The sequence below is a fragment of the Pseudarthrobacter sp. B907 genome, assembly GCF_040137805.1.
In the GTDB taxonomy this organism is placed as follows: Bacteria; Actinomycetota; Actinomycetes; order Actinomycetales; family Micrococcaceae; genus Arthrobacter.
Genome location: NZ_JBEEQE010000011.1, coordinates 15343 through 37849, shown reverse-complemented (window position 1 = coordinate 37849; position 22507 = coordinate 15343). Strand labels below are relative to the sequence as shown.

The 22507-nt window shown below is 69.0% G+C and carries 22 protein-coding genes; 13 read left to right on the top strand and 9 right to left on the bottom strand.

Annotated elements, in window-relative coordinates:
* Position 1: 1 nt before the first annotated feature.
* Both ABLI39_RS11060 and ABLI39_RS11055 read right to left on the bottom strand, forming a co-directional pair.
* Entirely contained in the window at positions 2 to 457 is a 456-nt protein-coding gene (locus tag ABLI39_RS11060) for a hypothetical protein (protein ID WP_349413469.1), read from the bottom strand.
* Positions 454 to 3615, bottom strand: coding sequence for an efflux RND transporter permease subunit (locus ABLI39_RS11055; RefSeq protein ID WP_349413468.1), 3162 nt, complete (start codon positions 3613 to 3615; stop codon positions 454 to 456). Before ABLI39_RS11055 ends, ABLI39_RS11060 begins: the two co-directional genes overlap by 4 nt.
* 259 nt (positions 3616 to 3874) lie before the next feature.
* Between ABLI39_RS11055 and ABLI39_RS11050 the strand changes: the two genes are divergently transcribed.
* The 3 genes from ABLI39_RS11050 (at position 3875) to ABLI39_RS11040 (ending at position 5701) form a co-directional block, all read left to right on the top strand.
* Complete coding sequence (locus ABLI39_RS11050; RefSeq protein WP_349413467.1) at positions 3875 to 4378, top strand: MarR family winged helix-turn-helix transcriptional regulator; 504 nt, start codon at positions 3875 to 3877, stop codon at positions 4376 to 4378.
* A 109-nt stretch (positions 4379 to 4487) separates the two neighbouring features.
* Positions 4488 to 4790 carry a hypothetical protein gene (locus ABLI39_RS11045; protein ID WP_349413466.1) on the top strand — a complete coding sequence of 101 codons (303 nt, stop codon included), beginning with the start codon at positions 4488 to 4490 and terminating at the stop codon, positions 4788 to 4790.
* Positions 4787 to 5701: a serine/threonine-protein kinase gene (locus tag ABLI39_RS11040; protein WP_349413465.1), complete on the top strand. Its 915-nt coding sequence runs from the start codon at positions 4787 to 4789 to the stop codon at positions 5699 to 5701. Before ABLI39_RS11045 ends, ABLI39_RS11040 begins: the two co-directional genes overlap by 4 nt.
* Positions 5702 to 5829: 128 nt before the next feature.
* Here the strand turns inward: ABLI39_RS11040 and ABLI39_RS11035 are convergent, their stop codons facing one another.
* Positions 5830 to 8838, bottom strand: a complete 3009-nt coding sequence (locus ABLI39_RS11035; RefSeq protein WP_349413543.1) for an alpha-amylase family glycosyl hydrolase — start codon at positions 8836 to 8838, stop codon at positions 5830 to 5832.
* 294 nt (positions 8839 to 9132) lie between these two features.
* On the opposite strand from ABLI39_RS11035, the gene ABLI39_RS11030 reads away from it, so the two are divergent.
* Positions 9133 to 9957, top strand: coding sequence for a putative protein N(5)-glutamine methyltransferase (locus ABLI39_RS11030; protein ID WP_349413464.1), 825 nt, complete (start codon positions 9133 to 9135; stop codon positions 9955 to 9957).
* A gap of 21 nt (positions 9958 to 9978) precedes the next feature.
* Here ABLI39_RS11030 and ABLI39_RS11025 read toward each other — a convergent pair whose 3' ends face one another.
* From ABLI39_RS11025 to ABLI39_RS11005, 5 genes are all read right to left on the bottom strand, one after another.
* Positions 9979 to 10356, bottom strand: a complete 378-nt coding sequence (locus ABLI39_RS11025; protein ID WP_349413463.1) for a hypothetical protein — start codon at positions 10354 to 10356, stop codon at positions 9979 to 9981.
* Between the two features lie 110 nt (positions 10357 to 10466).
* The gene (locus ABLI39_RS11020) at positions 10467 to 10730 is read right to left on the bottom strand and encodes a GlsB/YeaQ/YmgE family stress response membrane protein (protein ID WP_349413462.1); all 264 of its coding nucleotides are present in this window, start codon (positions 10728 to 10730) and stop codon (positions 10467 to 10469) included.
* Between the two features lie 206 nt (positions 10731 to 10936).
* The gene (locus ABLI39_RS11015; RefSeq protein WP_349413461.1) at positions 10937 to 11908 is read right to left on the bottom strand and encodes an aldo/keto reductase; all 972 of its coding nucleotides are present in this window, start codon (positions 11906 to 11908) and stop codon (positions 10937 to 10939) included.
* 19 nt (positions 11909 to 11927) lie between these two features.
* Positions 11928 to 12137, bottom strand: a complete 210-nt coding sequence (locus ABLI39_RS11010; protein ID WP_011690139.1) for a dodecin — start codon at positions 12135 to 12137, stop codon at positions 11928 to 11930.
* Positions 12138 to 12232: 95 nt separating this feature from the next.
* Positions 12233 to 13084, bottom strand: coding sequence for an SGNH/GDSL hydrolase family protein (locus tag ABLI39_RS11005; protein ID WP_502935223.1), 852 nt, complete (start codon positions 13082 to 13084; stop codon positions 12233 to 12235).
* 161 nt (positions 13085 to 13245) lie between these two features.
* Between ABLI39_RS11005 and ABLI39_RS11000 the strand changes: the two genes are divergently transcribed.
* Positions 13246 to 13503: a metal-sensitive transcriptional regulator gene (locus tag ABLI39_RS11000; protein WP_056736480.1), complete on the top strand. Its 258-nt coding sequence runs from the start codon at positions 13246 to 13248 to the stop codon at positions 13501 to 13503.
* A 26-nt stretch (positions 13504 to 13529) separates the two neighbouring features.
* Here ABLI39_RS11000 and ABLI39_RS10995 read toward each other — a convergent pair whose 3' ends face one another.
* Positions 13530 to 14240 carry a FadR/GntR family transcriptional regulator gene (locus ABLI39_RS10995; protein ID WP_349413460.1) on the bottom strand — a complete coding sequence of 237 codons (711 nt, stop codon included), beginning with the start codon at positions 14238 to 14240 and terminating at the stop codon, positions 13530 to 13532.
* Between the two features lie 145 nt (positions 14241 to 14385).
* Here ABLI39_RS10995 and ABLI39_RS10990 point away from each other — a divergent pair, with 145 nt between their 5' ends.
* The 8 genes from ABLI39_RS10990 (at position 14386) to ABLI39_RS10955 (ending at position 22496) form a co-directional block, all read left to right on the top strand.
* Positions 14386 to 15972, top strand: coding sequence for a four-carbon acid sugar kinase family protein (locus ABLI39_RS10990; protein ID WP_349413459.1), 1587 nt, complete (start codon positions 14386 to 14388; stop codon positions 15970 to 15972).
* A 19-nt stretch (positions 15973 to 15991) separates the two neighbouring features.
* A complete protein-coding gene (locus ABLI39_RS10985; RefSeq protein WP_502935222.1) occupies positions 15992 to 16897 on the top strand; it encodes an NAD(P)-dependent oxidoreductase in 906 nt (301 codons plus the stop codon).
* Positions 16898 to 17013: 116 nt separating this feature from the next.
* Positions 17014 to 18480: a GntP family transporter gene (locus ABLI39_RS10980; protein WP_349413457.1), complete on the top strand. Its 1467-nt coding sequence runs from the start codon at positions 17014 to 17016 to the stop codon at positions 18478 to 18480.
* A complete protein-coding gene (locus ABLI39_RS10975; RefSeq protein WP_349413456.1) occupies positions 18480 to 19358 on the top strand; it encodes a class II fructose-bisphosphate aldolase in 879 nt (292 codons plus the stop codon). The genes ABLI39_RS10980 and ABLI39_RS10975 overlap by 1 nt, the downstream gene beginning before the upstream one ends.
* A 43-nt stretch (positions 19359 to 19401) precedes the next feature.
* Complete coding sequence (locus tag ABLI39_RS10970; protein WP_349413455.1) at positions 19402 to 19806, top strand: DUF1304 domain-containing protein; 405 nt, start codon at positions 19402 to 19404, stop codon at positions 19804 to 19806.
* A gap of 142 nt (positions 19807 to 19948) precedes the next feature.
* On the top strand, positions 19949 to 21283 hold the full coding sequence (locus ABLI39_RS10965; protein WP_349413454.1) for an acyltransferase family protein: 1335 nt from the start codon (positions 19949 to 19951) through the stop codon (positions 21281 to 21283).
* Positions 21280 to 21624, top strand: coding sequence for a GNAT family N-acetyltransferase (locus ABLI39_RS10960; protein WP_349413453.1), 345 nt, complete (start codon positions 21280 to 21282; stop codon positions 21622 to 21624). Before ABLI39_RS10965 ends, ABLI39_RS10960 begins: the two co-directional genes overlap by 4 nt.
* 83 nt (positions 21625 to 21707) lie before the next feature.
* The gene (locus ABLI39_RS10955) at positions 21708 to 22496 is read left to right on the top strand and encodes a hypothetical protein (RefSeq protein WP_349413452.1); all 789 of its coding nucleotides are present in this window, start codon (positions 21708 to 21710) and stop codon (positions 22494 to 22496) included.
* Positions 22497 to 22507 lie beyond the last annotated feature (11 nt).

Sequence of the window (22507 nt, the reverse complement as noted above, 5' to 3'; positions counted from 1 at the left end):
GTCAGTGCGCCGTATCGAATTCGGCGCCGTACAGCTCCTCGGCTCCCGTGGTGACCACCACGGTGCCGGCCGCGGGCCCCTCGCTCAGCAGCGCGACGGCGCCGTTGACCCGCTCGACGGTGACCCCCTGGCGCACGTAGACGCGGGGCTCGGGATTGGTGTAGACCCAGGTCTTGCCGGTGCTGTCGTACAGGATGGCCCAGTAGGAGACGCTCAGCTTCTGCGTCTGCGGATCCACGGCCGTCACATCCGTCTTGAGGCCGACGCGCTCGACGGCGCGCTCGGTCAGGGTGATGCGGTGCAGGTCGGTGCCCGGAACCGCCGCGAGGACGGCAGGGTCGCCGTTGGACGGTGCGGCCTCCTCGATCTTGGCGCAGCCTGCGGCAGCCAGCGCCAGGACTGCGGCAAAGGCCAGGGCGGCGGACTTTCGGCCCCGGCGCGAAGCAGTCGGGTTCATGGCACATCCTGACTTCCGGGCCGGTCCAGGGGGCCCCTGCCGGTCCGGGGGCTTAGCGCTTCCATCGGCTGGAACCGAAGAAGCACAGCGGGCATAACGAACAGCATGAAGAGGGTCGTCGTCAGCAGCCCGCCCCAGATGATCACGGCGAGTGGCAGGATGATCTCCGTCCCGACGACGCCGCCCATCAGGACCAGCGGCAGCAGCGTTACCGCGGCCATCAAGGTGGTCATGAGGGTGGGTCCCATCCGTTCCCGCGCGCCCCGGAGCACCAGGTCGGGCCACGGGGCGGCGTTGTCCTTGGCCCGGAGGACCCGGACCGCTTCCAGCAGCAGGAGGGCGCCGCGGGCGGCGATCCCCAGGACGGCTGCGAAGGCGACGAGCGAGACCAGCGAATTGACCGAGCCTGAGGCCTGGGCAGCCAGCACTCCACCGGACAGGGACAGGATCAGGCCCAGGAAGATCATGCCGGCGAGCTTCCAGCCGCCGGCCGCCGTCTGCAGCAGCACCAGCACGCCGGCCGCCGCAATGGCGGCCAGGATCCACAGCCACTGGTAGTTGCCCTGCAACTGTGCGTACCGGGTCAGGACCTCGGCGTGGTAGGCGAGCGGGAACTGCATCTGCTGCAGTCTGGTGTTGATGTCCTGCTGCACGTCGGCGACGGAACGGCCCTGGATCTCGGCCTTCACGTCGATGCGCCGTGAGGTGTCTTCGTGCAGGATCGCGGCTTCGTTTCCCACCATCGTTACCTGGGCCACGTCGCCAAGGCGGACATGCCCGCCGTTGGGGGTGTCGATGATCAGATCGCGGACGCTGTCGAGGCTGTTCCGCGTTGACGGCGCCCCCTTCACGATCACCGAAAAGACCTTCTGCTGCTCGTAGAGGTTTCCAACTTCGATGCCCTGCAGCAGGGCCGCTGCCGCGCGTCGAACGTCACCGGGCACAATGCTGGCCTTCTGCGCAGCCGCGAGGTCCACCTTGACCTCCGCGATCGGCTGTTCCACGGGGGCGTCGATGTGGGGATTCACGACGCCGGCGGTGTGCTCCAGGATCTGCTGCACCTCTGCAGCCTTCTTCCGGAGGACCGCCGTGTCGAGGCCGAAGACCCGCACCCCGAAGCCGCTGTCGCCGGCCTCGCGGATCTGGTCGATGCGCTCCTGCGGATAGGTCGAAACTTTGCTGGTCAGGCCGGGGTACCCGGCGACGACCTGCCCGATGGCGGCCGCAGTGTCGCCGTAGGACGCGTCCGGATCCACGGTGATCCACAGCTCACCCGAGCTGACGTCACCGACCTGGTCCGAGGTGACCGCGCGGCCCACATGTCCGCCCACGTTCGCGACCCCCGGCAGGGCGCGCAGCTCGACGGCGGCCGCTTCGGTAATCCGGCTCATTTCCTGGTCCGAGGTGCCGGCCGCCGCGCTCCAGTGCACCACTAGGGTCCTGTCGGCCAGGACGGGCACCACGGGGCGGGACCCGGCCAGCTGCGGGGCCAGGGCAAGTCCGGCCAGCGCCACCACGGCGGAGGCCGCGAAGACCCACCGGGCCTTTGTGGTCACCCGGGATACGAGCCTGCCGTATCCGCCCTCAAGCCGAGCCAGGGCGGCGTGGTCGCGGCGCGGGGCGGAACCTGCCGACAGGTAGTACGCCAGCGCAGTCGTAACCGTGAGCGCCACGACTGTGGCGATCACGAGGGCCAACAGATAGTTCAGGACAAGCGGGCCGAACAGCGCCCCGTTCTCGCCTGCCACGAAGAACGCCGGCATGACGCCCAGCGCCATGATCAACAGCGAGTAGAGCAACGGTGTCCGGACCGAGCGCATAGCCTCCGGAATGAAGGCCACCCTCCACTCCTTGTCCCGCTCGTTGCCTCCCGGGTCTTTGACCCTCAGCCCAGCGAGGCCGTTGAGATCCTCGGCCACGTCACCGACGATGACGGCCAGCGCCAGGACCATCCCGGCCAGGACCATCGTGTTCATCCCGGTGCCGCGCGCGTACAGCAGCAGCGCGGCCGCGGACAGCGCGACCGGTATGGTGACCAGGCTGATGACGGCGGCGCGCCACGAGCGGAAGAACGCACCGAACATGGCCACGATCAGCACCAGCGTGATCAGCAACGCGATGCCCAGGCTGCCGATTTCCTCCTGGACGAAGTCCGCCTGCCGGTAGACGGTGGTGTCGATCTTGACGCCCGGCAAGCCGGGCTGGAGCGCCTTGAGGGCCTCATCCACGCCCTTCGTCACGGCCGCCGTGTTGGTCTCCGGGAACTTCTCGATGACCAGCAGCAGCTCGGCGTCCTTGCCCAGGAGGGCATCGCCAATCAGGGGCTGGTGGTCCGTTGCGACCGTGGCAACGTCCTTGAGCGTGAGGCTGCCGTTGGCTCCCTCAATGGGAATCCGGCCCAGGTCCTGCGGGGACGCGATGGGCAGGACATGCTGGACGCCGATCCGCTGGTGCCCCGTTTCGAAGAAGCCGCCCGTGCCCGGGGTGGAGGCCTCGAGGTAGCTCAGGGGCGAGACCCAGACGGAGTTGCCTGTGGTCTTGATGACCTCGTCCAGCGTCACGCCTTTGGCTGCCAGCTGTGCCGGGTCAACCAGGACCTGCAGCTGCTGGTCACGTTGGCCCCAGATGGCAACATTTGCGACGCCGGGCACGGCGAGCAGCCCGGGTTTCATGGTCCAGCGGGCGAGTACCGACATGTCGATGGCCGACATGTCGGTGGAGGTCAGCCGGATCATCATCACCCGGCTGGTCGAGGAGAGCGGCTGCATAAGGACGGGCGCCGCCGACACGTTCGGCAGGGCGCGCGCCTGGGTCAGCCGCTCCGAAACCAGCTGGCGCGCGCGGAACAAGTCTGTGCCCGGCTTGAAAACCATCTGGATCGAGGACAGGCCGGGCACCGACTTGGAGCGGATTGCCTCCACCCAGGCCACGCCGTTGAGCAGGTCGGCCTCCATCGGCGAGGTGACCAGCTGTTCGACTTCCGCCGCGGACAACCCTAGGGCCTCGGTCTGGATTTCGACCTGCGGCGGCGCAAATTCGGGGAACGTGTCCACGGCCATGCCGGGGAGTGTCGTCAGCCCAAAAGCGAGGATTCCCGCGGCCACGGCCAACACCAACAGCCGGAACTGGAGGACCAGGCGCAACACCGCTGTCATCATGGCCGGCACCGTCTGGCCGGGTTGCTGCGTCGGGTTGCTGCGGCGGGATTGACGCCCCGCACGCGTCCCTCGAATGAACTTAGAAACGGTTGCCTGTCCACGGCGCGGCTCCTTGTGCCACAGCGCCCCAGCGTCGTCTAGGGGAAATAATGGCCCTGACGCGAACCTTCGTCAATGGCCTCAGGCAACTTCCCTGTTGATGGAGACAGGCCCTATCATTCCAAGTCCATCTAGTAATAAGTCAGGCTAGGATTGAGGAATGAACTCGGACAGCGCCTCGCACTCAGGGTACTGGTACGGCCCGGACGATCGGCTTGATCCCCCGTCGGCCGTGCTGCACGCCCTGCGGAGCTACCGGGCTGCCGAGGTCGCCACCCGCCGTTCCACCCGGGACTCCATGGGCATGGGCGAGACGGACCTGCTGGCCTTGCGGTACCTGTTGCGTGCCCAGGCGACGGGGGAGCGGGTCGGGCCAAAAGACCTCAGCCGCACTTTGGGGATCACGACGGCGTCCACCACCTCGCTGATTGACCGGCTCGTCGAAAGCGGGCACGTCCGCCGCGAGCCGCACCCCACGGACCGGCGCTCCCTCGTGATCGTCCCCACCGCCGCCACCGACTCCGAGGTCCGCTCCACCCTCGGCGAGATGCACCGCCGGATGCTGGCCGTGGCCGAAGAGCTGAGCGCAGAGGAAAGCCGCATCATCGTCGGTTTCCTGCGCCGCATGACCGAGGCGCTCGACGGGCAGCCGGGACACCACTGAGCCCGTCCCGCACCGGGCGGCAAAGTATCACGGCATATTAACTAGCTAGTTCGACTAGTGATATGTATGCTTACTACTTGTGTCAGATAATCGTGTGCGTGGAGGAGTCGTGACTGAGTTGTTGACGATCACCGGAACCCCGGGAGCCGGTGCGGCCCCCTTTGCTGCGCCCCGGTCACCCGCAGAGCCAGGCGCCGCGGCGCCCTCGCTGCCCCTGAATACGGCAAGTCCGGCGCCCAGCCACTGCGGTACGCCGATGGAATGGACGGCGCCGGTGCTGGACGCCATGTCCGTCTACTCGTTCGACGCCGGCAACGGCTCCGCCGACCTTCCGCCCGTATGGCGCTGCTCCTGCGGGTTCCAGCTGGACGGCATCGTCCATACCTCCAACGCCCTGCTCGCACTCTCGTGACTGCGGCCCTAGCGACCGTGGCGGACCTTCCCGCCGCCGTGCCCGCCGCGGCCGGCCTCGACGCCAAGATCCTGCACCTTCCGGACGCCCCCGAAGGGCGCTTCCTGGTCCATGAACTCCTGGGCCGCGGGGCGACCGCCACCGTTTTCCGTGGCACGGACCTGTCCAACGACCGGCCGGTGGCCATCAAGGTGGCCGAGGGTCCGGGCGAGAAGGACGCGAGTCGGATCCATGCAGAGGCGGGGATCCTCGCCTCGCTGGACCACCCGGCCGTCATCCGGTTTATTGCCGCCGGAACCGTTCCCGGCGGCGACCAGTGGGCCGGCCGGCCGTTCCTGGTCGAGGAATTCGCCTTTGGCGGCAGCCTGGCCGAGCGGATCCGTGGCGGCGCCTGCCCGCCGGAGGAGGTGGCCGGCTGGGCCGCCGCCGCGCTGTCCGGGCTCGGGCACGTGCACGGGCGCGGACTCGTCCACCGCGACATCAAACCCGCGAATATCCTGCTCAGCGCGCTCCGGAGGTGTTCGGTACGAATCGCCGACTTCGGGATCGCCACGCCGGCAGGGACGGCCCCGGAGCCCGGCGACTCGTCGGGCACCGTGCATTACATGAGCCCGGAGCAGGCGGCCGGACAGCCCGTCCACCCTGCCACGGACATCTACGCGCTGGGACTGGTGCTGCTCGAATGCCTCACCGGCGTCAAGGCCTACCCCGGCACCCCGGTCGAGTCGCTGGTGGCCCGCACCCTGCGGGCGCCGGAGATCCCGGCCAGCCTCGGTGCCGGCTGGGTGTCCCTGCTGACCGCCATGACGGCGATGGATCCCGCGGCCCGTCCCTCGGCCGCCGCGGCCCAGAAGCTGGCAACCCGGCTCGCTTCCGCCCGGCCCGTCCCGCAGCTCCGCCTCGTCAGCTGAGGGCCGGCCGGAGGAGCCAAAGGTCCCCGGGCCCTGGTCTCCGACAGAGCGAAAGGCCGGCATGCACCCTGTGGTGCATGCCGGCCTTTCGCTGCGCTGGTGACTGAGCCCGTGCCTGGGCCGGCGCCTTAGCCGGCGCTGATCCGGTGGGTGAAGTGGTCGTACCGGACGGTGAGCGGCCCGCCGCCGTGCACCAGGGAGATGTTGGCGCCGCCCGGTTCCCCGCCCGCACCGTAGTTCTCGGTCCAGGACCGGTTGAGGGCGGCCTTGTAGGAGTAGGTGCCGGCCGGCAGGTCAGGGATGGTCAGCTTCCAGACGAGGTCCGCCGGGTCCAGCGTGAGCTGGGCCTGCGGGCAGTCCGGCATCCAGTCGCCCGGGCAGCCGAGCTCGGAGTCGAGGTCTCCGGCCACCGCAACCGCCGCCGGCTGCTGGGAGGCGTAGACGGCGCTGATCAGGTGGGTGCTGTGGTCGTAGCGGAAGGTCACGGCGCCGCCGGGGTGGTTCAGCACAATGTTGCTGCCGTTGGCCCCGCCGCCCGCGCCGTAGTTCTCGTCCCAGGAGCCGTTGATCGCGGCCTTGAACTCGTAGCTGCCGGCGGGCAGATCGGGAACGGTCAGCCGCCAGACCTTGTCCGCCGGGTCCAGCTTGAGGAAGGCCGCGGGGCAGGCCGGCTGCCAGTCTCCGGGGCAGCCCAGCTCCGAGTCGAGGTTGCCCGCCACCGTGACTGAGGAGGGCTGCGGGAGGTCCCCGGCGACCACGGTGCGGATGCCGCTGGCGACCTCGCCGGCGCCCGGCACGGTCATCAGGGCGCGGTAGCGCAGTTGGGTGCCGTCCGGCACCTGCAGCTTGGCCAGGTCGTCCACCGCGGTGTACGCGGGGGAGGAGCTGTCCTCGCCGAACGTCGACCATGGACCGCCGCTGATGCTGCGTTCAAACCGGAGCACGTAGTCGGCCTTGTCCGGGCTGGCGACGGCGCCGACCTCCACCTTTCCGCGGACGCTGCTGCCTTCCTTGGGGTTGACGATGCTGAGCGCCGGGGCCGGGACGGTGCCGCTGCGGGGCCGGCTTACGGCGGTGTGCGCGCCGTTGTCCAGCACGATTGCGCGGTACTCGACCGCCGAGCCGGCGCGAAGGGCGGAGACGTCGTGGAAGACCTGGTACGGCGCCGTGTCATCGGTGCCGATGGAGGCCCACTCGCCGCCGGCCGTGCGGGCCTGGAAGGTGACCTCGTAGAAGGAGCTGCCGTCGACGTCGGCGGCCACCCGGACGCGGCTGTTGTCCGGGGCCGCCGCTGCCGGTTCCTGCAGCACGACGGCGGGGGCCGCCTTGGACTGCGGGATCCGGCCCGCGGACTCGTAGACAACCGCGGACAGCGGCGGAACCGTCACCGTCAGCTTGCCGTCCGCAGCCGTCTTGACCTCGGCGCTCGCGTCGCCGTAGATCCGGGCGAAGGTGCGCTTGCCCACGAACGTGGGGACCGCGGCCGTCTGGGCCTGCGTGCTGTTGTTGATCGAGACCACGTATTCGCGCTGGTCCTTCGCGTCCGTGCGGGAGAAGGCGTAGATGCCGGGTCCGTCGGAGGCATAGCGGTTCTGGTGGGCGCCGTTGCGCAGGGCAGGGTGTTCGGAGGTCAGTGCCGCGAGCTTGCTGATCTCCTGGTACAGCGGGTGGGAGGGGTTGAAGTTGTCGGTCGCGTGGGTGGAGTCTGTGCCCAGCAGGTCATCGTCGAGGTAGTCCGGGACCTTGCTGGCAAACATGGTCTGCCGGGCGTCCTGGTCCCCGCCGGGGCCGGTGAAGCCCTGTTCGTCGCCGTAGTAGACCACCGGGTTGCCGCGCGAGAAGTACATCAGCTCGTGCGCCAGCCGGTCCCGGGCGACGCGTTCGGCGTCGTCCGCCTTCGGGTTGTCCGCGGTGATGAAGCTGCCGATCCTGCCCATGTCGTGGTTGCCCAGGAATGTGGGCAGCTCGTAGACGTTCGAATCGGCGTCCGTGTACCAGTCGTCGCCGTCGAAGAAGGTCGCCAGCTCCTTCGCGCCCTGGCCTCGGGAGGCGAAGTTGCGGGCAGCCTCCTGGAACGGGAAGTCCAGCACGGCCTGCATCTTGTTGCGGGTGGTGAACTGCGAGGTGAAGCTCTTGGAGGTGTCAAAGACCTCGCCGAACATAAAGAACTCGTCCTTGCCGTGTGCCTTGGCGTAGTCGAGCACGCGGGGGCCGAACTGCTGCCAGAACTCGTCGTTGACGTGCTTCATGGTGTCGATCCGGAAGCCGTCCACGCCGAAATCGCCGATCCACTTTTCGTAGATGCTGGCCATGCCGTCGACCACGGCGGGGTTTTCGGTGAAGAGGTCGTCCAGGCCGAAAAAGTCGCCGTAGGAGGAGTTTTCGCCCTCAAACGTCGTGTCCCCGCGGTTGTGGTAGAGCGTGGGGTCGTTGAGCCAGGCCGGGACCTTGAGGTTTTCGTCGCCGGGTGCGAGCTTCGGTGTGTACGGGAAAGAGGTGGCCGCATCCAGTTTCGGGAAGGTGGAGGTGCCGGCGTAGTCCCGGTCGTCGAACGGTTCGCCGGCGGCGGTGCGGTAGGGCGAGGCGTCCTTGGACTTGTAGGCCGTCCGGTCGCCTTCCTGGTAGCTGATCACGTCGGCGGTGTGGTTGGTGATGATGTCGAAATACACCTTCATGCCGCGGGCGTGTGCCTCGTCGATGAGCGTCTTCAGCTCGGCGTTGGTGCCCAGGTGCGGGTCGATCTGGGTGAAGTCGGTGACCCAGTAGCCGTGGTAGCCGGCGGACTGGTCCTTCGGCTGGACCGCCTTGTTCTTGAAGCTGGGGGTCAGCCAGATCGACGTGGTGCCCAGGCCCTGGATGTAGTCGATCTTCTCCCGCAGGCCCTTGAGGTCCCCGCCGTTGTAGAACCCCTTCTTTGTCGGATCGAAGCCGGAGACCATGGGGTCGGCGCCGAGGCCGCCGTCGTCGTTCGCGGTGCTGCCGTTGCTGAACCGGTCCGCCATCACGAAGTAGAACCGCTCGTCCGTGACCGGCCCGCGCAGCGCGTGCGACCCCGGCGGGGTGCCCGGATCGCCGGCCCCGGGGGTGGCATGGGCAGGGACGACGGCGACGACGACGGCGGCCAGCGCCGCTGCCAGGGCCGTGGCGGTGCGGGCGGCGTAGCGGGGCTGGGGGAGCCCTGGGCCGCCCCTGAAGCGGGGCGGCCGGGGCAGGCTGGAGCTGCGGGTGAACACGATGGAAACCTTCCGGGTGAGCGACGTTGCCTCGACGAAGGGTGGATGCGGGAGACCGGCTATTGAGAGCCAAGTCACAACTGTAAGCGCTTGCACATGGTTTTACCAGCAAGTTCACAGGGGTGTCTGGGTGCTCCTTGGATAGCATGGGGCTTCCAGGAGCTGCTGCCGGGACGCGCGGCGGAAAGGGTGTGATCCGTGCAGGCAGTTCCCGCGCAACGGACCGAGGTGGTCGGGCGGCTCCGCGCCGCCGGCTGTGTATTCGCCGAGGACGAGGCTGCCCTGCTTCTGGAGGCCGCGGCCACCGCGGCGGAGCTCGAGGCGCTTCTCCGGCGCCGGGTCTCCGGCCTGCCGCTGGAACACGTGCTGGGATGGGCGGAGTTTTGTGGTCTTCGCATCGCGGTGGGCCCCGCGGTGTTTGTGCCGCGCCGCCGCACCGGATACCTTGTCCGGCTGGCCGCGAGGCTCCTGCAGGCGCGCCCCGCGGGCGGGACCCCTGTTGTGGTGGATCTCTGCTGCGGCTCGGGCGCCGTGGGGGCGGCGCTGGCGGCCGCGGCCGGCCCGCTGGAGCTGCACGCCGCCGACGTCGACCCTGCCGCCGCGGCCTGCGCGCGGCGCAACCTGCAGCCGCTGGGCGCCGAGGTCCACGAGGGTGATCTCTACGATGCGCTGCCGGAGCGGCTGCGCGGGCGCGTGGATGTTCTGGCCGTCAATGCGCCCTATGTTCCCTCGGCGATGATCGGGACCATGCCGCCGGAGGCGCGGCTGTACGAACCGAGGGTCTCCCTGGACGGGGGTCCGGACGGGCTGGAGCTGCAGCGGCGGGTGGCCGCCGCGGCGCCGGATTGGCTGGCGCCGGGCGGCCACCTGCTGATCGAGACGAGCCGGCGCCAGGCGCCCCGGACCGTCGAGATCTTCGCCGGGAGCGGGCTCTCCGGCCGTGTGTTCAGTTCGCGAAAACTGGATGCCACCGTGGTGCTGGGCGGCGTTGCCGCCGGTGTGGCGGCCGGTGCCCCGCGGTGAGGGTTCCCGTTCCCGGGTGTGTCAGTGCTTCGCCGCGTCCACGTTGGTGGACGGGCCGGCCGGCGTGGCGCCGCCTTCGTCGGACCAGTCCTGTCCGGTCGTGTCGTTCAGGGCCGGATCAGAGACGACATCGGCGGGAACGTCCGCGGCGTCGTCCCGGCGGACGGCTGAACTGATGACGGTGCCCGCGCGGCGTGCGGCCTCCGTCAGCTGGCTGGACACCTCGGGTGCCTTTTCCTTGACCGCTTCGGTCGCGGCGGCCACTTTGTCCTGCACGGGCTTGCTCTCCCAGAGGCCTGCCGCCCTGGCTTTGAGTTTTTCGTAGGCCGCCCGCCCTGAACGGGATCCGAGGACGTAGCCTGCTGCGAGTCCGGTGCCGAAAAGAAGTTTGGCTTTCATGCTGTACTCCTGCTCTTGGTGCTCTGGAAGTCGTTTTCGAATACTGGCCCGGTGCCAAAAAACCGGCCCCGGGAAATGAATCCCGGGACCGGTTTTCCGGTCGCTCCGTTTTAGCGGTGCGAGCGCTTGGTGATCATGCCGTAGACCAGCAGTACGATGATCGAACCGCCGATCGCCAGCAGCCACGTCGTGAGCGAGAAGAATTCCTGCAGTCCGGTGCCGAAAAGTGCGCCGCCGATGAGGCCGCCCAGCAGAGCGCCCACGACGCCGAGGACGAGCGTGATAACCCATCCACCGCCCTGGTGGCCCGGCAGGATAGCCTTAGCGATTGCGCCGGCAATAAGACCCAGAATCAGAAATGCGAAAAAACCCATTTTTATCGGCCCTTCTCTTTCGTTGAGGAGACACCCGGGTTGCCGGGTGCGCTTCATCCTTCTGCCTAAATACTAATCATGCTTACTATCAAAATGCCACCCGGCGAGCGGAAAAGTTTCGTAAATCCCTGAGTTTACGGGGAAATTTGGCCCATCCGCTGGCCGGAACTGTTCGAAGGTCCGGCCCGGAAATGCTGCGGCGGCCCTTACCAGGCGTAGTCCTCCGGCGCGGTCCGCCGGCCGGGGAAGATCGTGTCCAGGCGCGTGAGGGCTTCGGCGTCGAGCTGCACCTGGAGCGCGCCCAGGGCGGCGCGTAGCTGTTCAATGGTGCGCGGGCCGACGATGGGTGCCGTCACGGCGGGCTGGTGCAGCAGCCAGGCCAGGGCCAGCTGCCCGGGTTCCTGGCCGAGTTCGTCCGCGAAGTCCTCGTAGCGGCGGATTTGGTTCCGGTGCTTTTTGAGGGCTTCGAGGGCGCGGCCCTGGGTCCGGCGGACGCCGGCGTCCTCCTTCTTGAGCACCCCGCCGAGCAGCCCGCCATGCAGCGGAGACCACGGCAGGATGCCCAGGCCGTAGTGCTGCGCGGCCGGCAGCACCTCGAGTTCGACGTCGCGTGTCAGCAGGTTGTAGATGGACTGTTCGCTGACCAGGCCGTAGGACTGACGGCGGGCCGCGGCCTCCTGGGCCTGGGCCAGGTGCCAGCCGGCGAAGTTGCTGCTGCCCGCGTACAGGATTTTGCCCTGCTGCACCGCCACATCCACCGCCTGCCAGATCTCTTCCCAGGGCGTGTTCCGGTCCACGTGATGGAACTGGTAGAGGTCGATGTGGTCGGTCTTCAGGCGTTGCAGGCTCGCGTCGAGGGCGCGGCGGATGTGCAGGGCGGAGAGCTTGGACTCGTTGGGGCGGTCCTCCATGGTGCCGTACACCTTGGTGGCGAGCACCGTCCGCTCCCGGCGCTCGCCGCCCTTGGCGAACCAGCGGCCCAGGATCTCCTCGGTCCAGCCCCGGTGCTTGGAGCCTCCGTAGACATTGGCCGTATCAAAGAAGTTGATGCCGGCGTCCAGGGCGGCATCCATGATCGCCTGCGCGGCCGTTTCCTCGGTCTGCGGCCCGAAGTTCATGGTGCCCAGGCAGAGGCGGGAGACCTTCAGGCCGGAGCGGCCCAGCTGGCGGTACTGCACGGGCGGTCCTCCCGGGACGTTAACGCTCCAGCCGGAACCCGAGCTTGATCGTCACCTGCCAGTCGGCCACCTGGCCGTTCTCGAGGTGCCCGCGGATCTCCTTGACCTCGAACCAGTCCAGGTTCCGGAGCGTCTTTGCGGCCTCGGCGATGCCGTTGCGCACGGCGGCGTCCACGCCTTCATTCGAGGTCCCGACAATTTCAGAAATGCTGTAAGTGTGATTAGACAACTTCGCTCCTCATGATCGCCATCGGTCTGCAGTCTCCGGCCGGGGCCGTCCCTGCAGATTAGCCGACAGATCCCGGCCGGACTAGGGGTGCGGGACTAGGGGTGGGCCGCATTGCCCGGCCAGCCGAAGACCGGGCCCGGTTCGGGCCGCTTCGGGGCGGGAGGTCCGTTGCCGGGTCGCGGCCGGACGCGCTGCATCATCCAGGGCAGCAGGTAGTGCGTGGCCCAGGCCAGGTCGCCGGCCCGGGTCTCCCGCCAGTTGCCGGCCGGCAGCGGCTTGGGCTGCAGCGGTTCCAGGCCGTGCGGGACGTGCAGCGTGTCCAGCACCATAGACGCGATCGTGTGGTGGCCGAGCGGGGAGAAGTGCAGGCGGTCCGGATCCCACATCCGGGGATCGCTCAACTGCCGCAGTGTCCACAGGTCGGCAATCACGCCCTGGTGCCGGGCGGCGATGGTCCGGATGTTCTCGTTGAAGACGGCCACCTTGCCCCGGATGTGGCCGAAGACCGGGGTGTCCCCCCAGTCGGGCCCGGTGAACAGCACAACCGTCGCCCCCGTGGCGGAGAGCGCCGCCACGGCCTCGTCCAGGCTGGCCGCCAGCCGGTCCGGGTCGCGCCGGTGGAAGACCAGGTCGTTGCCGCCCGCGGAGAGGGTGACGAGGTCCGGTTTCAGGGCAATCGCCGGGGCAAGCTGCTGGTCCACGATCTGCTGCAGCACGAGGCCGCTGATGGCCAGGTTGGCGTAGGCGAAATCCTGGCGCGCGGCGCTGAATTCCTCGGCGATCCGGTCGGCCCAGCCCCTCATGCCGCCGGGGTTCAGGGGCTCCGGATCGCCCAAGCCGGCGGTGAAGGAGTCACCCAGGGCGACGTAGCGTGTCCAGGGCCCGGAGCCGGTGGTGGGGGCACCTTTTCGGGCCTCTGTCGGATTGCTGAAGCTGGCCGCGTTCACAATCCCAGCAATACGCCGGAATGTGCGGCTCCGCTAGGTGCTTATGTCCCTAGAGCCTGTGATTTACGCGTCAGTCCGCCCCCGGCATACCACCCGGGGTATGCGGAATACCAAGGGGGGTATATCATGGAAATCAATCCAATTACTCCGGGAGGCCACCCATGGAACTCGATCCCAGTGACATGAAGTCCGTCATCAACCGTCTTCGCCGCGCCCAGGGCCAGCTCGCCGCGGTCACGCGCATGATCGAAGAGGGGCGGGACTGCAAGAGCGTCGTTACGCAGCTGGCCGCCGTCTCCAGTGCCCTGGACAAGGCCGGCTTCTCCATCATCGCCACCGGCCTGCAGCAGTGCATGCAGCAGGAGGATCCGAGCCTGGACCGGGCCGAACTCGAGAAGCTCTTCCTCTCGCTCGCCTGAGTCGCCCGCCGGCCAACGCCGGGGTCTCAGACCCGGGGTTCCGCCAGGACGTAGGTCTTGAGGTCATCGAGCGTCTGCTGCATGTGGGCGTCCATGGCCTCCCGCGCCCGCTGCGGATCGCGTGTGGACAGCGCCTCCACAATGCTGCGGTGATGGCCGATCGCGTGCGCCTGGATCTCGCGCACCTCCGAGGTCTGCGTCCGCCGCTTTTCCAGTACCCGGTGCAGCGGTGCGAACAGCACGGCCACAAAGACATTTTCCGACGCGCGCAGGATGAGGTCGTGAAAGGCCAGGTCGGCCGCGACGAACGCCGCGACGTCGTGCTTCTCGTGCGCCTCCCGCATAGCTTCCACCTGCCCGCGCAGGGTCGCAAGGTCGGACTCGCCCATCCGCCCCGCCGCCAGCTCGCAGGCGCCCGTTTCCAGCATCCGGCGCAGTTCGATCAACTGAACGGCGGCCGCGGCGTCGTTCTCGCCCTCGGAGGCCGCCCGAAGGACTGCCTCCAGTGAGGCCCAGCGGTTCAGCGGGTTCACAAAAGTTCCCCGGCCGCGCTCCACGCTCAGGATCTGCTGGGCTTCCAGGGTCTTCATCGCCTCGCGGACCGTCATGCGGCTCACGTCGTGGCGCGCGCTCAGCTCCAGCTCGCCGGGGACCGATGCCCCGGGCGGAAATTCGCCGGCAATGATGCGGTCCAGCAGCTCATCTGCCACCACGCCGACCAACGATTTCCTAGCCAATTTTCCCCATCCGCCGTAACCGAGTTGCCTGACTGACCAGTCTACTTGCGCGTTTTTGTGCCGTATGCCACACTAACATTCAAATGTTAGATGTCAGACATCTTACAAATCCACACCGCAGCAGAGTTCCCACAATGGAGTGCAAGTGCCCTTTGAAGCAGAGCCTTATGAAGCCGACGTGCTGGCCGCCTTCCCGGCCGAGGTCCAAATTCCCGCCCGGACCGTCGCCGACGCCCTCGCCGCCGCGGCCGGAGCGTCACCGCGCATCCTGGTGGTGCTCGACGACGACCCGACCGGAACGCAGTCCGTCGCGAACCTGCCGGTCCTGACCCGCTGGGATGTCGAGGACTTCAGCTGGGCGTTCGGCCACCGGATCGACGGCCGCCGTCCCGACGCCGTCTACGTGCTGACCAACACGCGGAGCCTGGACCCCGCGGAGGCGGCCGCCCGCAACGAGGAAGTGGTCCGCAACGCCCTGGCCGCGGCCGCCCTTGTGAGCGACGGCGCCGGGCCCAGCGGCGGCGCCGGTTCCAGCGGTGCCGGTTCACGCGCTGCCGGTTCCAGCGCTGTCGGTTCCAGGCTGCGCCTGGGGTTCGTCAGCCGCAGCGACTCCACCCTCCGCGGCCACTTCCCGCTGGAGCCGGACACCATCGCGGCCACCGTCGCCGCCGCCGGGGGCGAGGCGACCGACGGCGTCGTGATCGTCCCCGCCTTCCCCGACGCGGGGCGCGTGACCATCGGCGGCGTGCACTACATGCGCGGAACCGGCGCCGGCGCCGGCCGGCTCACCCCCGTGGCGGAGACGGAATTCGCCAGGGACGCGAGCTTCGGCTTCGCGAACTCCGAACTGGCCAAATACGTCGAAGAGAAGTCCAAGGGCCGCTTCCCCGCGGAATCGGTGATCGTCCTGGACCTGGACATCATCCGCGCCGCCGGCCCGGACGGTGATCCCCAGGTTTCGGCCAAGGCGATCGCCGACGCTCTCGACGCCGCCACCGACTCCACCCCGATCGTCGCCGACATCGTCACCGAAAACGACCTCCGTGCCCTCGCCCTGGGGCTGGAGGAAGCCGAACGGCGCGGCAAGAAACTGCTCTACCGGGTAGGCCCGCCGTTTGTCCGCGGCCGCATCGGCCAGGAGATCCGTGCCGAACTCAGCGCCGAGGAAGCCTACGCGGGCAACACACCCTCGGACGCCGGCGGCCTGATCGTGGTCGGCTCGCACGTCGGCGTCACCACCCGCCAGCTCAAAGCCCTGGTCGAACAGCACAGCGCCGCCCGCATCGTGGAAATCGACGTCGAAAAGCTCCTCGACGGCGACGCCGAGGGCTACCTGGACGAAATCGTCCGGACCGTGGTGGAGGCCCTGCACAGCGCCGACGTCATCCTGCACACCAGCCGGCTGCTCATCAAAACGGACGACGCCGCGGAGAGCCTCCGGATTGCCCGCACCGTATCGGCGGCCGTCGTCGCCGTGGTGAACCGGACGCTGAAGACGTTCCCGCCGCGCTTTGTCATCGCCAAGGGCGGCATCACCTCCTCGGACGTGGCCGCCCACGGCCTGGAAATCCGCCACGCGATCGTCCGCGGCCCCATGCTGCCGGGCATCGTCAGCCTGTGGGAGCCGGTGGACGGTCCCGCCAAGGGCATCCCGTACGTGGTCTTCGCCGGCAACGTCGGCGACGACGAGTCCCTGGCCCAGGTCACCCGCAAACTCAGCAACACCTTCTAGTCCCCGCACCCAGCTTTCAATGGAGAAGACCATGAACTACCAAGTCACCGTCCTCGGCCTCGGCGCCATGGGGCTGCCCATGGCCGCCCGCCTCGCCACCGCCCTGACCGTCCACGGCTTCGACATCGCCGAGCCGCGCCTCCGGCTCGCCGAGGACGCCGGGGTCCGCACCTTCGCGTCCGCCCGGGCAGCGGCGGAGGGCGCGGATGCGCTGCTGCTGGCCGTCCGCAACGGCGAGCAGCTGGACGATGTCCTCTTCGGCGAAACCGGCGTCGCCGCCGTGCTGAAGCCGGGCGCAGTCGTCATCCTCGGCAGCACCGTCGGCACCGAGGCGATTCCGGCCACCGTCGCCAGGCTCGCCGAGTACGGTGTCTGCCTCGTTGACGCCCCGCTCTCCGGCGGGCCCAAGCGCGCCGGCGAAGGCGACCTGCTGATCGTCGTCGGCGCCGAACCGCAGGCCCTGGAAGCGGCACGCCCGGTGCTGGAACTGCTCGCCTCGACCCTGACTGTCGTGGGGGACAAGCCCGGCGACGGACAGGCCCTCAAGACCGTCAACCAGCTGCTCTGCGGGATCCACATTGCCGCCGCGGCCGAGGCCATGGCCCTCGCGGACGCCCTCGGCCTGGACCAGGCCAAGACGCTCGCGGCCCTGGAAGCCGGCGCCGCGGGGTCCTTTATGCTCTCCAACCGCGGCCCCCGCATCCTCGAGGCCTACACGGAAAGCGGTGCGGAGGTCCTCAGCCGCCTGGACATCTTCGTCAAGGACATGGGCATCGTCGGCAAGGCCACCCGCGCCGCGGGTCTCGCCGCGCCGGTGGCGGCCGCCGCCGAACAGCTCTACCTGCTGGGCCAGGCCCAGGGGCTCGCCGCCTCGGACGACTCCGCTGTCATCAAGGTCCTCGCTCCCACCAGGCGCAACGCCTAAACCACCGCGCCACCCGGATTGCTCCGGAACCCCGTACCCGACGATGGCGGCGCCGTCCGCCGTCGTCGTCCAAATCCCGGTCACTGGCTAGAGTGACGTCAAAGGAGACACCCCGCATGAACCCCCTGCTCAATTCCCTGATGGTGCGCGCGGCCGACGCGCCCGTCATCAAGCCGGCCGTGGAGCTGGGAACTCCGCTGCTGCTGACCATCGCCGTGGCCGGCGTTGCGCTGCTGCTGCTGATGATCATCCGCTTCAAGGTCCAGGCCTTCGTGGCCCTGCTGACCGTCAGCATCCTGGTGGCCGTGGCCGCCCAGATCCCGCTCAAGGACGTCTTCACCGTCGTGGCCAACGGGGTCGGAAGCACCATGGGCAAGGTGGCCCTGCTGATCGCCCTCGGTGCGATCCTGGGACGGATGATCGAGGTCTCCGGCGGCGTGCAGTCGCTCGCGGACCAATTCACCGCCAAACTCGGCGCCCGCCGGGTGGCCGTGGCCCTCACCGCCGTCGGCTTCCTGGTCGCGATCCCGGTCTTCTTCGAAGTCGGCATCATCGTCCTGGTGCCGATCGTCTACGCCTTCGCCAAGATCGCCAACGTCCACCCGGTGAAGTTCGGCCTGCCCATGGCAGGCATCATGCTGGCCATCCACGTGGCCGTGCCCCCGCACCCGGGCATCGTGGCCGGCGCCGGCGTGCTCGGGGCCGACATCGGACTGATCGCCCTGATCTCGCTGGCGATCTGCGTGCCGCTCGGCTTCCTGTCCTACTTCGTGGCCTCGATCATGAACCGCAAGGACTACGAACTGCTGCCCTCCGTCAAGGCCCAGGTGGACGAGTTCGGCTCCGCCTCCCTGGTCCGCGTCGGCCATGACGGCCCGGGCAGCAAGGCCCTGGCCGCGCCCCGCCCCGCACTCATCATCACCCTCATCGCCACCCCGATCGTGCTGATCCTGCTCGGCACCGTGGGCACCCTGGTGATCGACAAAAACAGCTTCTGGTACGGCGTCGCGGCCTTCGTCGGCACCCCCGTCCTCGCCCTCCTGGTGGCCGTCGCGCTCTCCTTCTTCCTCCTCGCCGTCCGCCGCCAGTGGTCGCTGACGGAAACCGGCGAAATCTTCGAAGGGGCCCTGCCCCCGATCGCCTCCATCCTGCTGGTGGTCGCGGCAGGCGGCGTCTTTGGCGGGGTCCTGCAGGTCAGCGGCATCGGCAAGGCACTCTCCGAATCCCTCGACACCCTCGGTGTTCCGCTGCTGCTGCTGGGCTTCATCATCTCCCTGGCCCTCCGCGCCGCCCAGGGGTCGGCCACGGTCGCGATCGTCACCACGGCGGGCCTGCTTTCCTCCGCCGTGGCCGGCGGCGGCTACACCCCGGCCCAGATCGCCGTGATCGTCATCGCCATCGGCTTCGGCTCCCTGGGCCTCTCCCACGTGACCGACGCCGGCTTCTGGGTGGTTGTCCGGTACTACGGCCTGAGCGTGGCCGACGGCCTCAAGACCTGGACCGTTCTCACCACCGTGCTGGGTCTGGCCGGCTTCGCGCTGACGTTCGTGGCCTGGATCCTGGTGGGAGGCCTGAGCGTCTGATGCGAGCCCGTCTCGACTCCCTCGTCGGCGCCGCCCTGCAGCAGGGATCAGCCGTCCCGGCCTTCACCTGCTACGACTTCACGACGGCGCTCGCCGTCGTGGCGGCGGCGGAGGACGCCGGCCGCGGCGCCATCCTGCTGGTCTCGCCAAGCACCGCGGCCACGCCCGGCGGGCTGCGGCTGGTCGCCGCACTGCGCGGCCTGGCCGACGCCGCCGGCGTCCCGGTGGCCGTCCAGCTCGACCATGCCTCCGACCTCCGGGTGATTGCCGACGCCGCGGCCGCCGGGGCCGACTCGGTCCTGGTGGACGGATCGTCGCTCGACTACGAGGACAACATCGCCCTGGTGCGTGCCGCGCGCGCAGTCCTGGACGGCGCCGGCTTCGCGGGGGAGATCGTGATCGAGGCCGAGCTCGGCGGACTCGCCGGCGACGAGGACCGCGCCTTCGGAGCCGACGCCGCAGGCAGCGCACCGGCGACGGGGGCGGCCGGGCTCACCGACTCCGCGCAGGTGGAGGACTTTGTGGCCCGCACCGGCGCCCAGCTGCTGGCCGTGGCCGTGGGCAACGTCCACGGCCGGTACCAGGGCGAGCCCGAGTTGCGCTGGGACGTGCTGCAGGACATCGGGGTGCGGACCCGCATTCCGCTGGTGCTGCACGGCGCCTCGGGCATCCCCGCCGCGGAGCTCGTCAAGGCGGCCAGCATGAACGTGGGCAAGGTCAACTTCAACACGGAGCTGCGGACCGGTGTCCTGGAGACCCTCGAAACCCGCACCGCCACCCACCGGAAAGACGGCGAGAACCTTCAGGGACTGCTATCCGAGTGGGGCGCCGCGGCGGGGACCTTCGCGGCCACGGCGCTGGCCACCCTGGCCCGGTAGCTCCGGCACCAGTTCGGCAACGGCGGGAGGCTAGGATCGAGCCATGATCCTGGCCTCCCTCGTCTTTGCCCTGCTGGCAGCCCTGCTCCACGTCTACATCTTCACCCTGGAATCCTTCACCTGGACCCGGCCCGCCACCTGGCAGCGGTTCGGCCTGGCCTCGCAGGCGGACGCGGAGACAACCCGCCCGATGGCCTACAACCAGGGCTTCTACAACCTGTTCCTGGCCGTCGGTGCCCTGATCGGCGCCGGCTGCGTGGCTTTCGGCGGGGCGGGTACTTCCGCGGCCGTGGCGGGCTGGACACTTATCCTCAGCAGCTGCGGGTCTATGCTGCTGGCCGCGCTGGTGCTTGGCTTCAGCGGACGCAAGTACCTTAGGGCCACCGCCACCCAGGGCACCCTGCCGCTGCTCGCCGTGGTCCTGGGCCTCGCGGCCATCCGGGGCTAGCGGGCCCGGACCGCTCGATCCATCCCTGCCGGGCCGCCGGGACCGGCCGCCCTTACCCCGGTCCGCAGTCTGGGCCACAATGGTGCTGTGGACAGCGTAGGAGAGGTGTAACCCAGCGATGGCCGGCGGCGCCGGACAGCGGATGCCAGGGTTCCGGAGCACGGACGGCCCGGCAGTGCCCGTGCCGGAGCGTGACCTGGTCATCGACCTCACCCGGTTCTTCTGCCTTGCGCTGGTGGTCATCGGCCACACCCTGATGGTCAGCCCGGTCCTGCACCCGGACGGCACCGTGAGCTCCGAAAACACCCTCGGCAACCAGCGCTGGTTCGAACCCGTGGTCTGGGTGCTGCAGGTGATGCCGCTGTTCTTCGTCGCCGGCGGCATTACCGGCCTGCACTCCTGGCGGCGGCTGCGGGGCCTGGGCGGGAACGCCTTCGAGTTCGCCCAGGGCCGGCTGCTGCGGCTGATCCGGCCCGCCGCGGTCCTGCTGGTCGTGATGTTCACCGGCCTGTGGGCCGCCCGGCTCAGCGGCGTGGACCCCCAGGTGATCCAGCTGCTGGCCAGCGGCGCCGGCATGCCGCTGTGGTTCCTGGCCGCGTATTTGGCGGCGCAACTGAACCTCCCGTGGCTGGCCGCGCTCCATGCCCGGGCGCCTTGGCTGACCCTGGCCGTGCTCGTCTCACTGGTGGTGGCCGTGGACTGCCTCCGCGGGGCCCTGCCCCAGCTGGCTTACGCCAACATGGTGTTCCTGTGGTGCGCCGTGCAGCAGCTTGGCTTCCTCCTGGCCGACGGGACGCTGCGGAGCCTCGGCCCCGCCGGGCTCCTCGGCCTGGTGGCGGGCAGCAACCTGGTCCTCGGCCTGCTGGTGGTGCTGCGCCTGTACTCCGGGAATATGCTTGTGAACCTCAACCCGCCCAACCTCACCCTGTTTCTGCTGGCCGTCTCCCAGGCCTCGGCGCTCCAGTTGCTCCGGCCCCTGCTCGCCCGGCTGGCAGCCCTCGGCCCGGTCCAAACGCTGCTGGCCCGGGCGGGACGGCGTTCCATGACCGTCTACCTGTGGCACCTGCCGCTGCTCGCCGCGATGTCCGGTCTCTTGCTGTTGACGGATCTGCCCCAGCCCGCCGGGGGAACCGCCGCGTGGTGGTGGACCCGGCCGCTGGCGCTCCTGGGCGTCGTCATTCTGCTGCTGCCGGTGCTGGCGCTGTTCGGGCGGTTGGAGGAACGGCCGACGGCGCCGGGCAACGCCCATGCCCGGCCGGCCGCCGCCGTGGTGACGGCCGCCGTCGTCGTTTTCATCCCGGTCGCCGACGCTGCACTCAACGGGCTCACGGTGGGGCTCCTTGGCGGTGGGGCGACCTGCTTTGTGCTCGCCGTGCTGCTTCTGGGCCGGGTTCCGGCCCGCAGCCCCGGCGGAAGCGCCGGCGGATCCGGACTGCCATTGCCACGCCCGCCTTTAAGTGCCAATGTCGAACCATGACGGAGAACTCGGTAGACACTGAAGACACGTTCGCCCCGGACGTCTCCACCACCCGCAACGACGCCCTGCACCGCTACGAACTTCGCGTCGGCGGCAAGCTCGCCGTCCAGGTGCGCTATGTCGACCGGCCCGGGCATGTGGACTTCATCCACACCGAAACCGCCGAGGAATTCGCGGGCCAGGGGCTCGCCGGGGTGCTCGCGCACTTCGCCCTGGACGACGTCGTGGCATCGGGGAAACGAATCATTCCGCACTGCCCCTACATCTACCGCTATCTGCGCAAGCACGACGCCTACAATCAGTGCATCGATTGGCCGGAACAGGAACCCGCCGGGGCCTGACCGCTTGTGGCCCGCGCAACAACCTCGTATGGTTTAGCTTGAGTTATGCAGTTGGCTCAAGGACGCTTCATTTGGAGAACCCCGTGAACCACAAACTGCGTGTGCTTGTCCGTGTTGATGTCGATCCCGGACAGGTGACCCTAGAAGTCACCGGCTGCCTGAGCCAGGCAAACTACCCCGACCTGCTGCACATGATGCGGCGCGCCAACCGCTTAGCCGCCGGCGCGGACGTCATCATCGACCTGCACGGCGCCTCCCACCTCGATCCTGAGATCCTGCTCTACCTCCGGCAGCTCGCGGCGACCACGGACCCGGCCTCCGGCCCGGCCGCGCCCGGCGCCGCCGTCGCAGCAGCCGCCGCGACCGAAGGCTTCCGCCTTATCCTCCAGGAACCGGCAGAACTGCCGATCTGCCTGCTGCACGTCGGCACCGACGGCGAGGTCCTTGCCGACCTTGACGGTGAGATCACCGGCAGTGTCCACGGCCGGGTCAACGCCGGCATCGAGGCTCCAGTGGACCCGGCGGCGGCTCCTGCACCGGATGGACCGGATCTGATCGACGGGCTCGAACTCTCCGACTATTTCGAGGGCACCATGGATCCGGCCGCGACGGTGCAGGCACTCTCCGACGCCGCGCTGGGACAGCTGGCCGACGCCCTGTACCGCCACCTGGACACCCCCCGGCCTTCCTTCGGGGCGCACACCTGGTACGAGCTCGCCGCCGACGAGCTGCAGCAGCGCTACCAGGGGGCGGACGACGGTGCCGCGCCGGACATCGCGGACCTGACGGGCTCCGGACCGGCCATCGCCACGGACCGTGCCACGGACGGCCCGTCCGGAGGGGAACTGGCCGCAGGACCGGCCCTGGCCTGAACCAACTCATC

Coding starts and splice junctions, on each gene's coding strand:
- ABLI39_RS11060 (WP_349413469.1), bottom strand. CDS start 457: ATGAACCCGACTGCTTCGCGCCGGGGCCGAAAGTCCGCCGCCCTGGCC.
- ABLI39_RS11055 (WP_349413468.1), bottom strand. CDS start 3,615: ATGATGACAGCGGTGTTGCGCCTGGTCCTCCAGTTCCGGCTGTTGGTG.
- ABLI39_RS11050 (WP_349413467.1), top strand. CDS start 3,875: ATGAACTCGGACAGCGCCTCGCACTCAGGGTACTGGTACGGCCCGGAC.
- ABLI39_RS11025 (WP_349413463.1), bottom strand. CDS start 10,356: ATGAAAGCCAAACTTCTTTTCGGCACCGGACTCGCAGCAGGCTACGTC.
- ABLI39_RS11020 (WP_349413462.1), bottom strand. CDS start 10,730: ATGGGTTTTTTCGCATTTCTGATTCTGGGTCTTATTGCCGGCGCAATC.
- ABLI39_RS11000 (WP_056736480.1), top strand. CDS start 13,246: ATGGAACTCGATCCCAGTGACATGAAGTCCGTCATCAACCGTCTTCGC.
- ABLI39_RS10985 (WP_502935222.1), top strand. CDS start 15,992: ATGGAGAAGACCATGAACTACCAAGTCACCGTCCTCGGCCTCGGCGCC.
- ABLI39_RS10980 (WP_349413457.1), top strand. CDS start 17,014: ATGAACCCCCTGCTCAATTCCCTGATGGTGCGCGCGGCCGACGCGCCC.
- ABLI39_RS10975 (WP_349413456.1), top strand. CDS start 18,480: ATGCGAGCCCGTCTCGACTCCCTCGTCGGCGCCGCCCTGCAGCAGGGA.
- ABLI39_RS10970 (WP_349413455.1), top strand. CDS start 19,402: ATGATCCTGGCCTCCCTCGTCTTTGCCCTGCTGGCAGCCCTGCTCCAC.
- ABLI39_RS10965 (WP_349413454.1), top strand. CDS start 19,949: ATGCCAGGGTTCCGGAGCACGGACGGCCCGGCAGTGCCCGTGCCGGAG.
- ABLI39_RS10960 (WP_349413453.1), top strand. CDS start 21,280: ATGACGGAGAACTCGGTAGACACTGAAGACACGTTCGCCCCGGACGTC.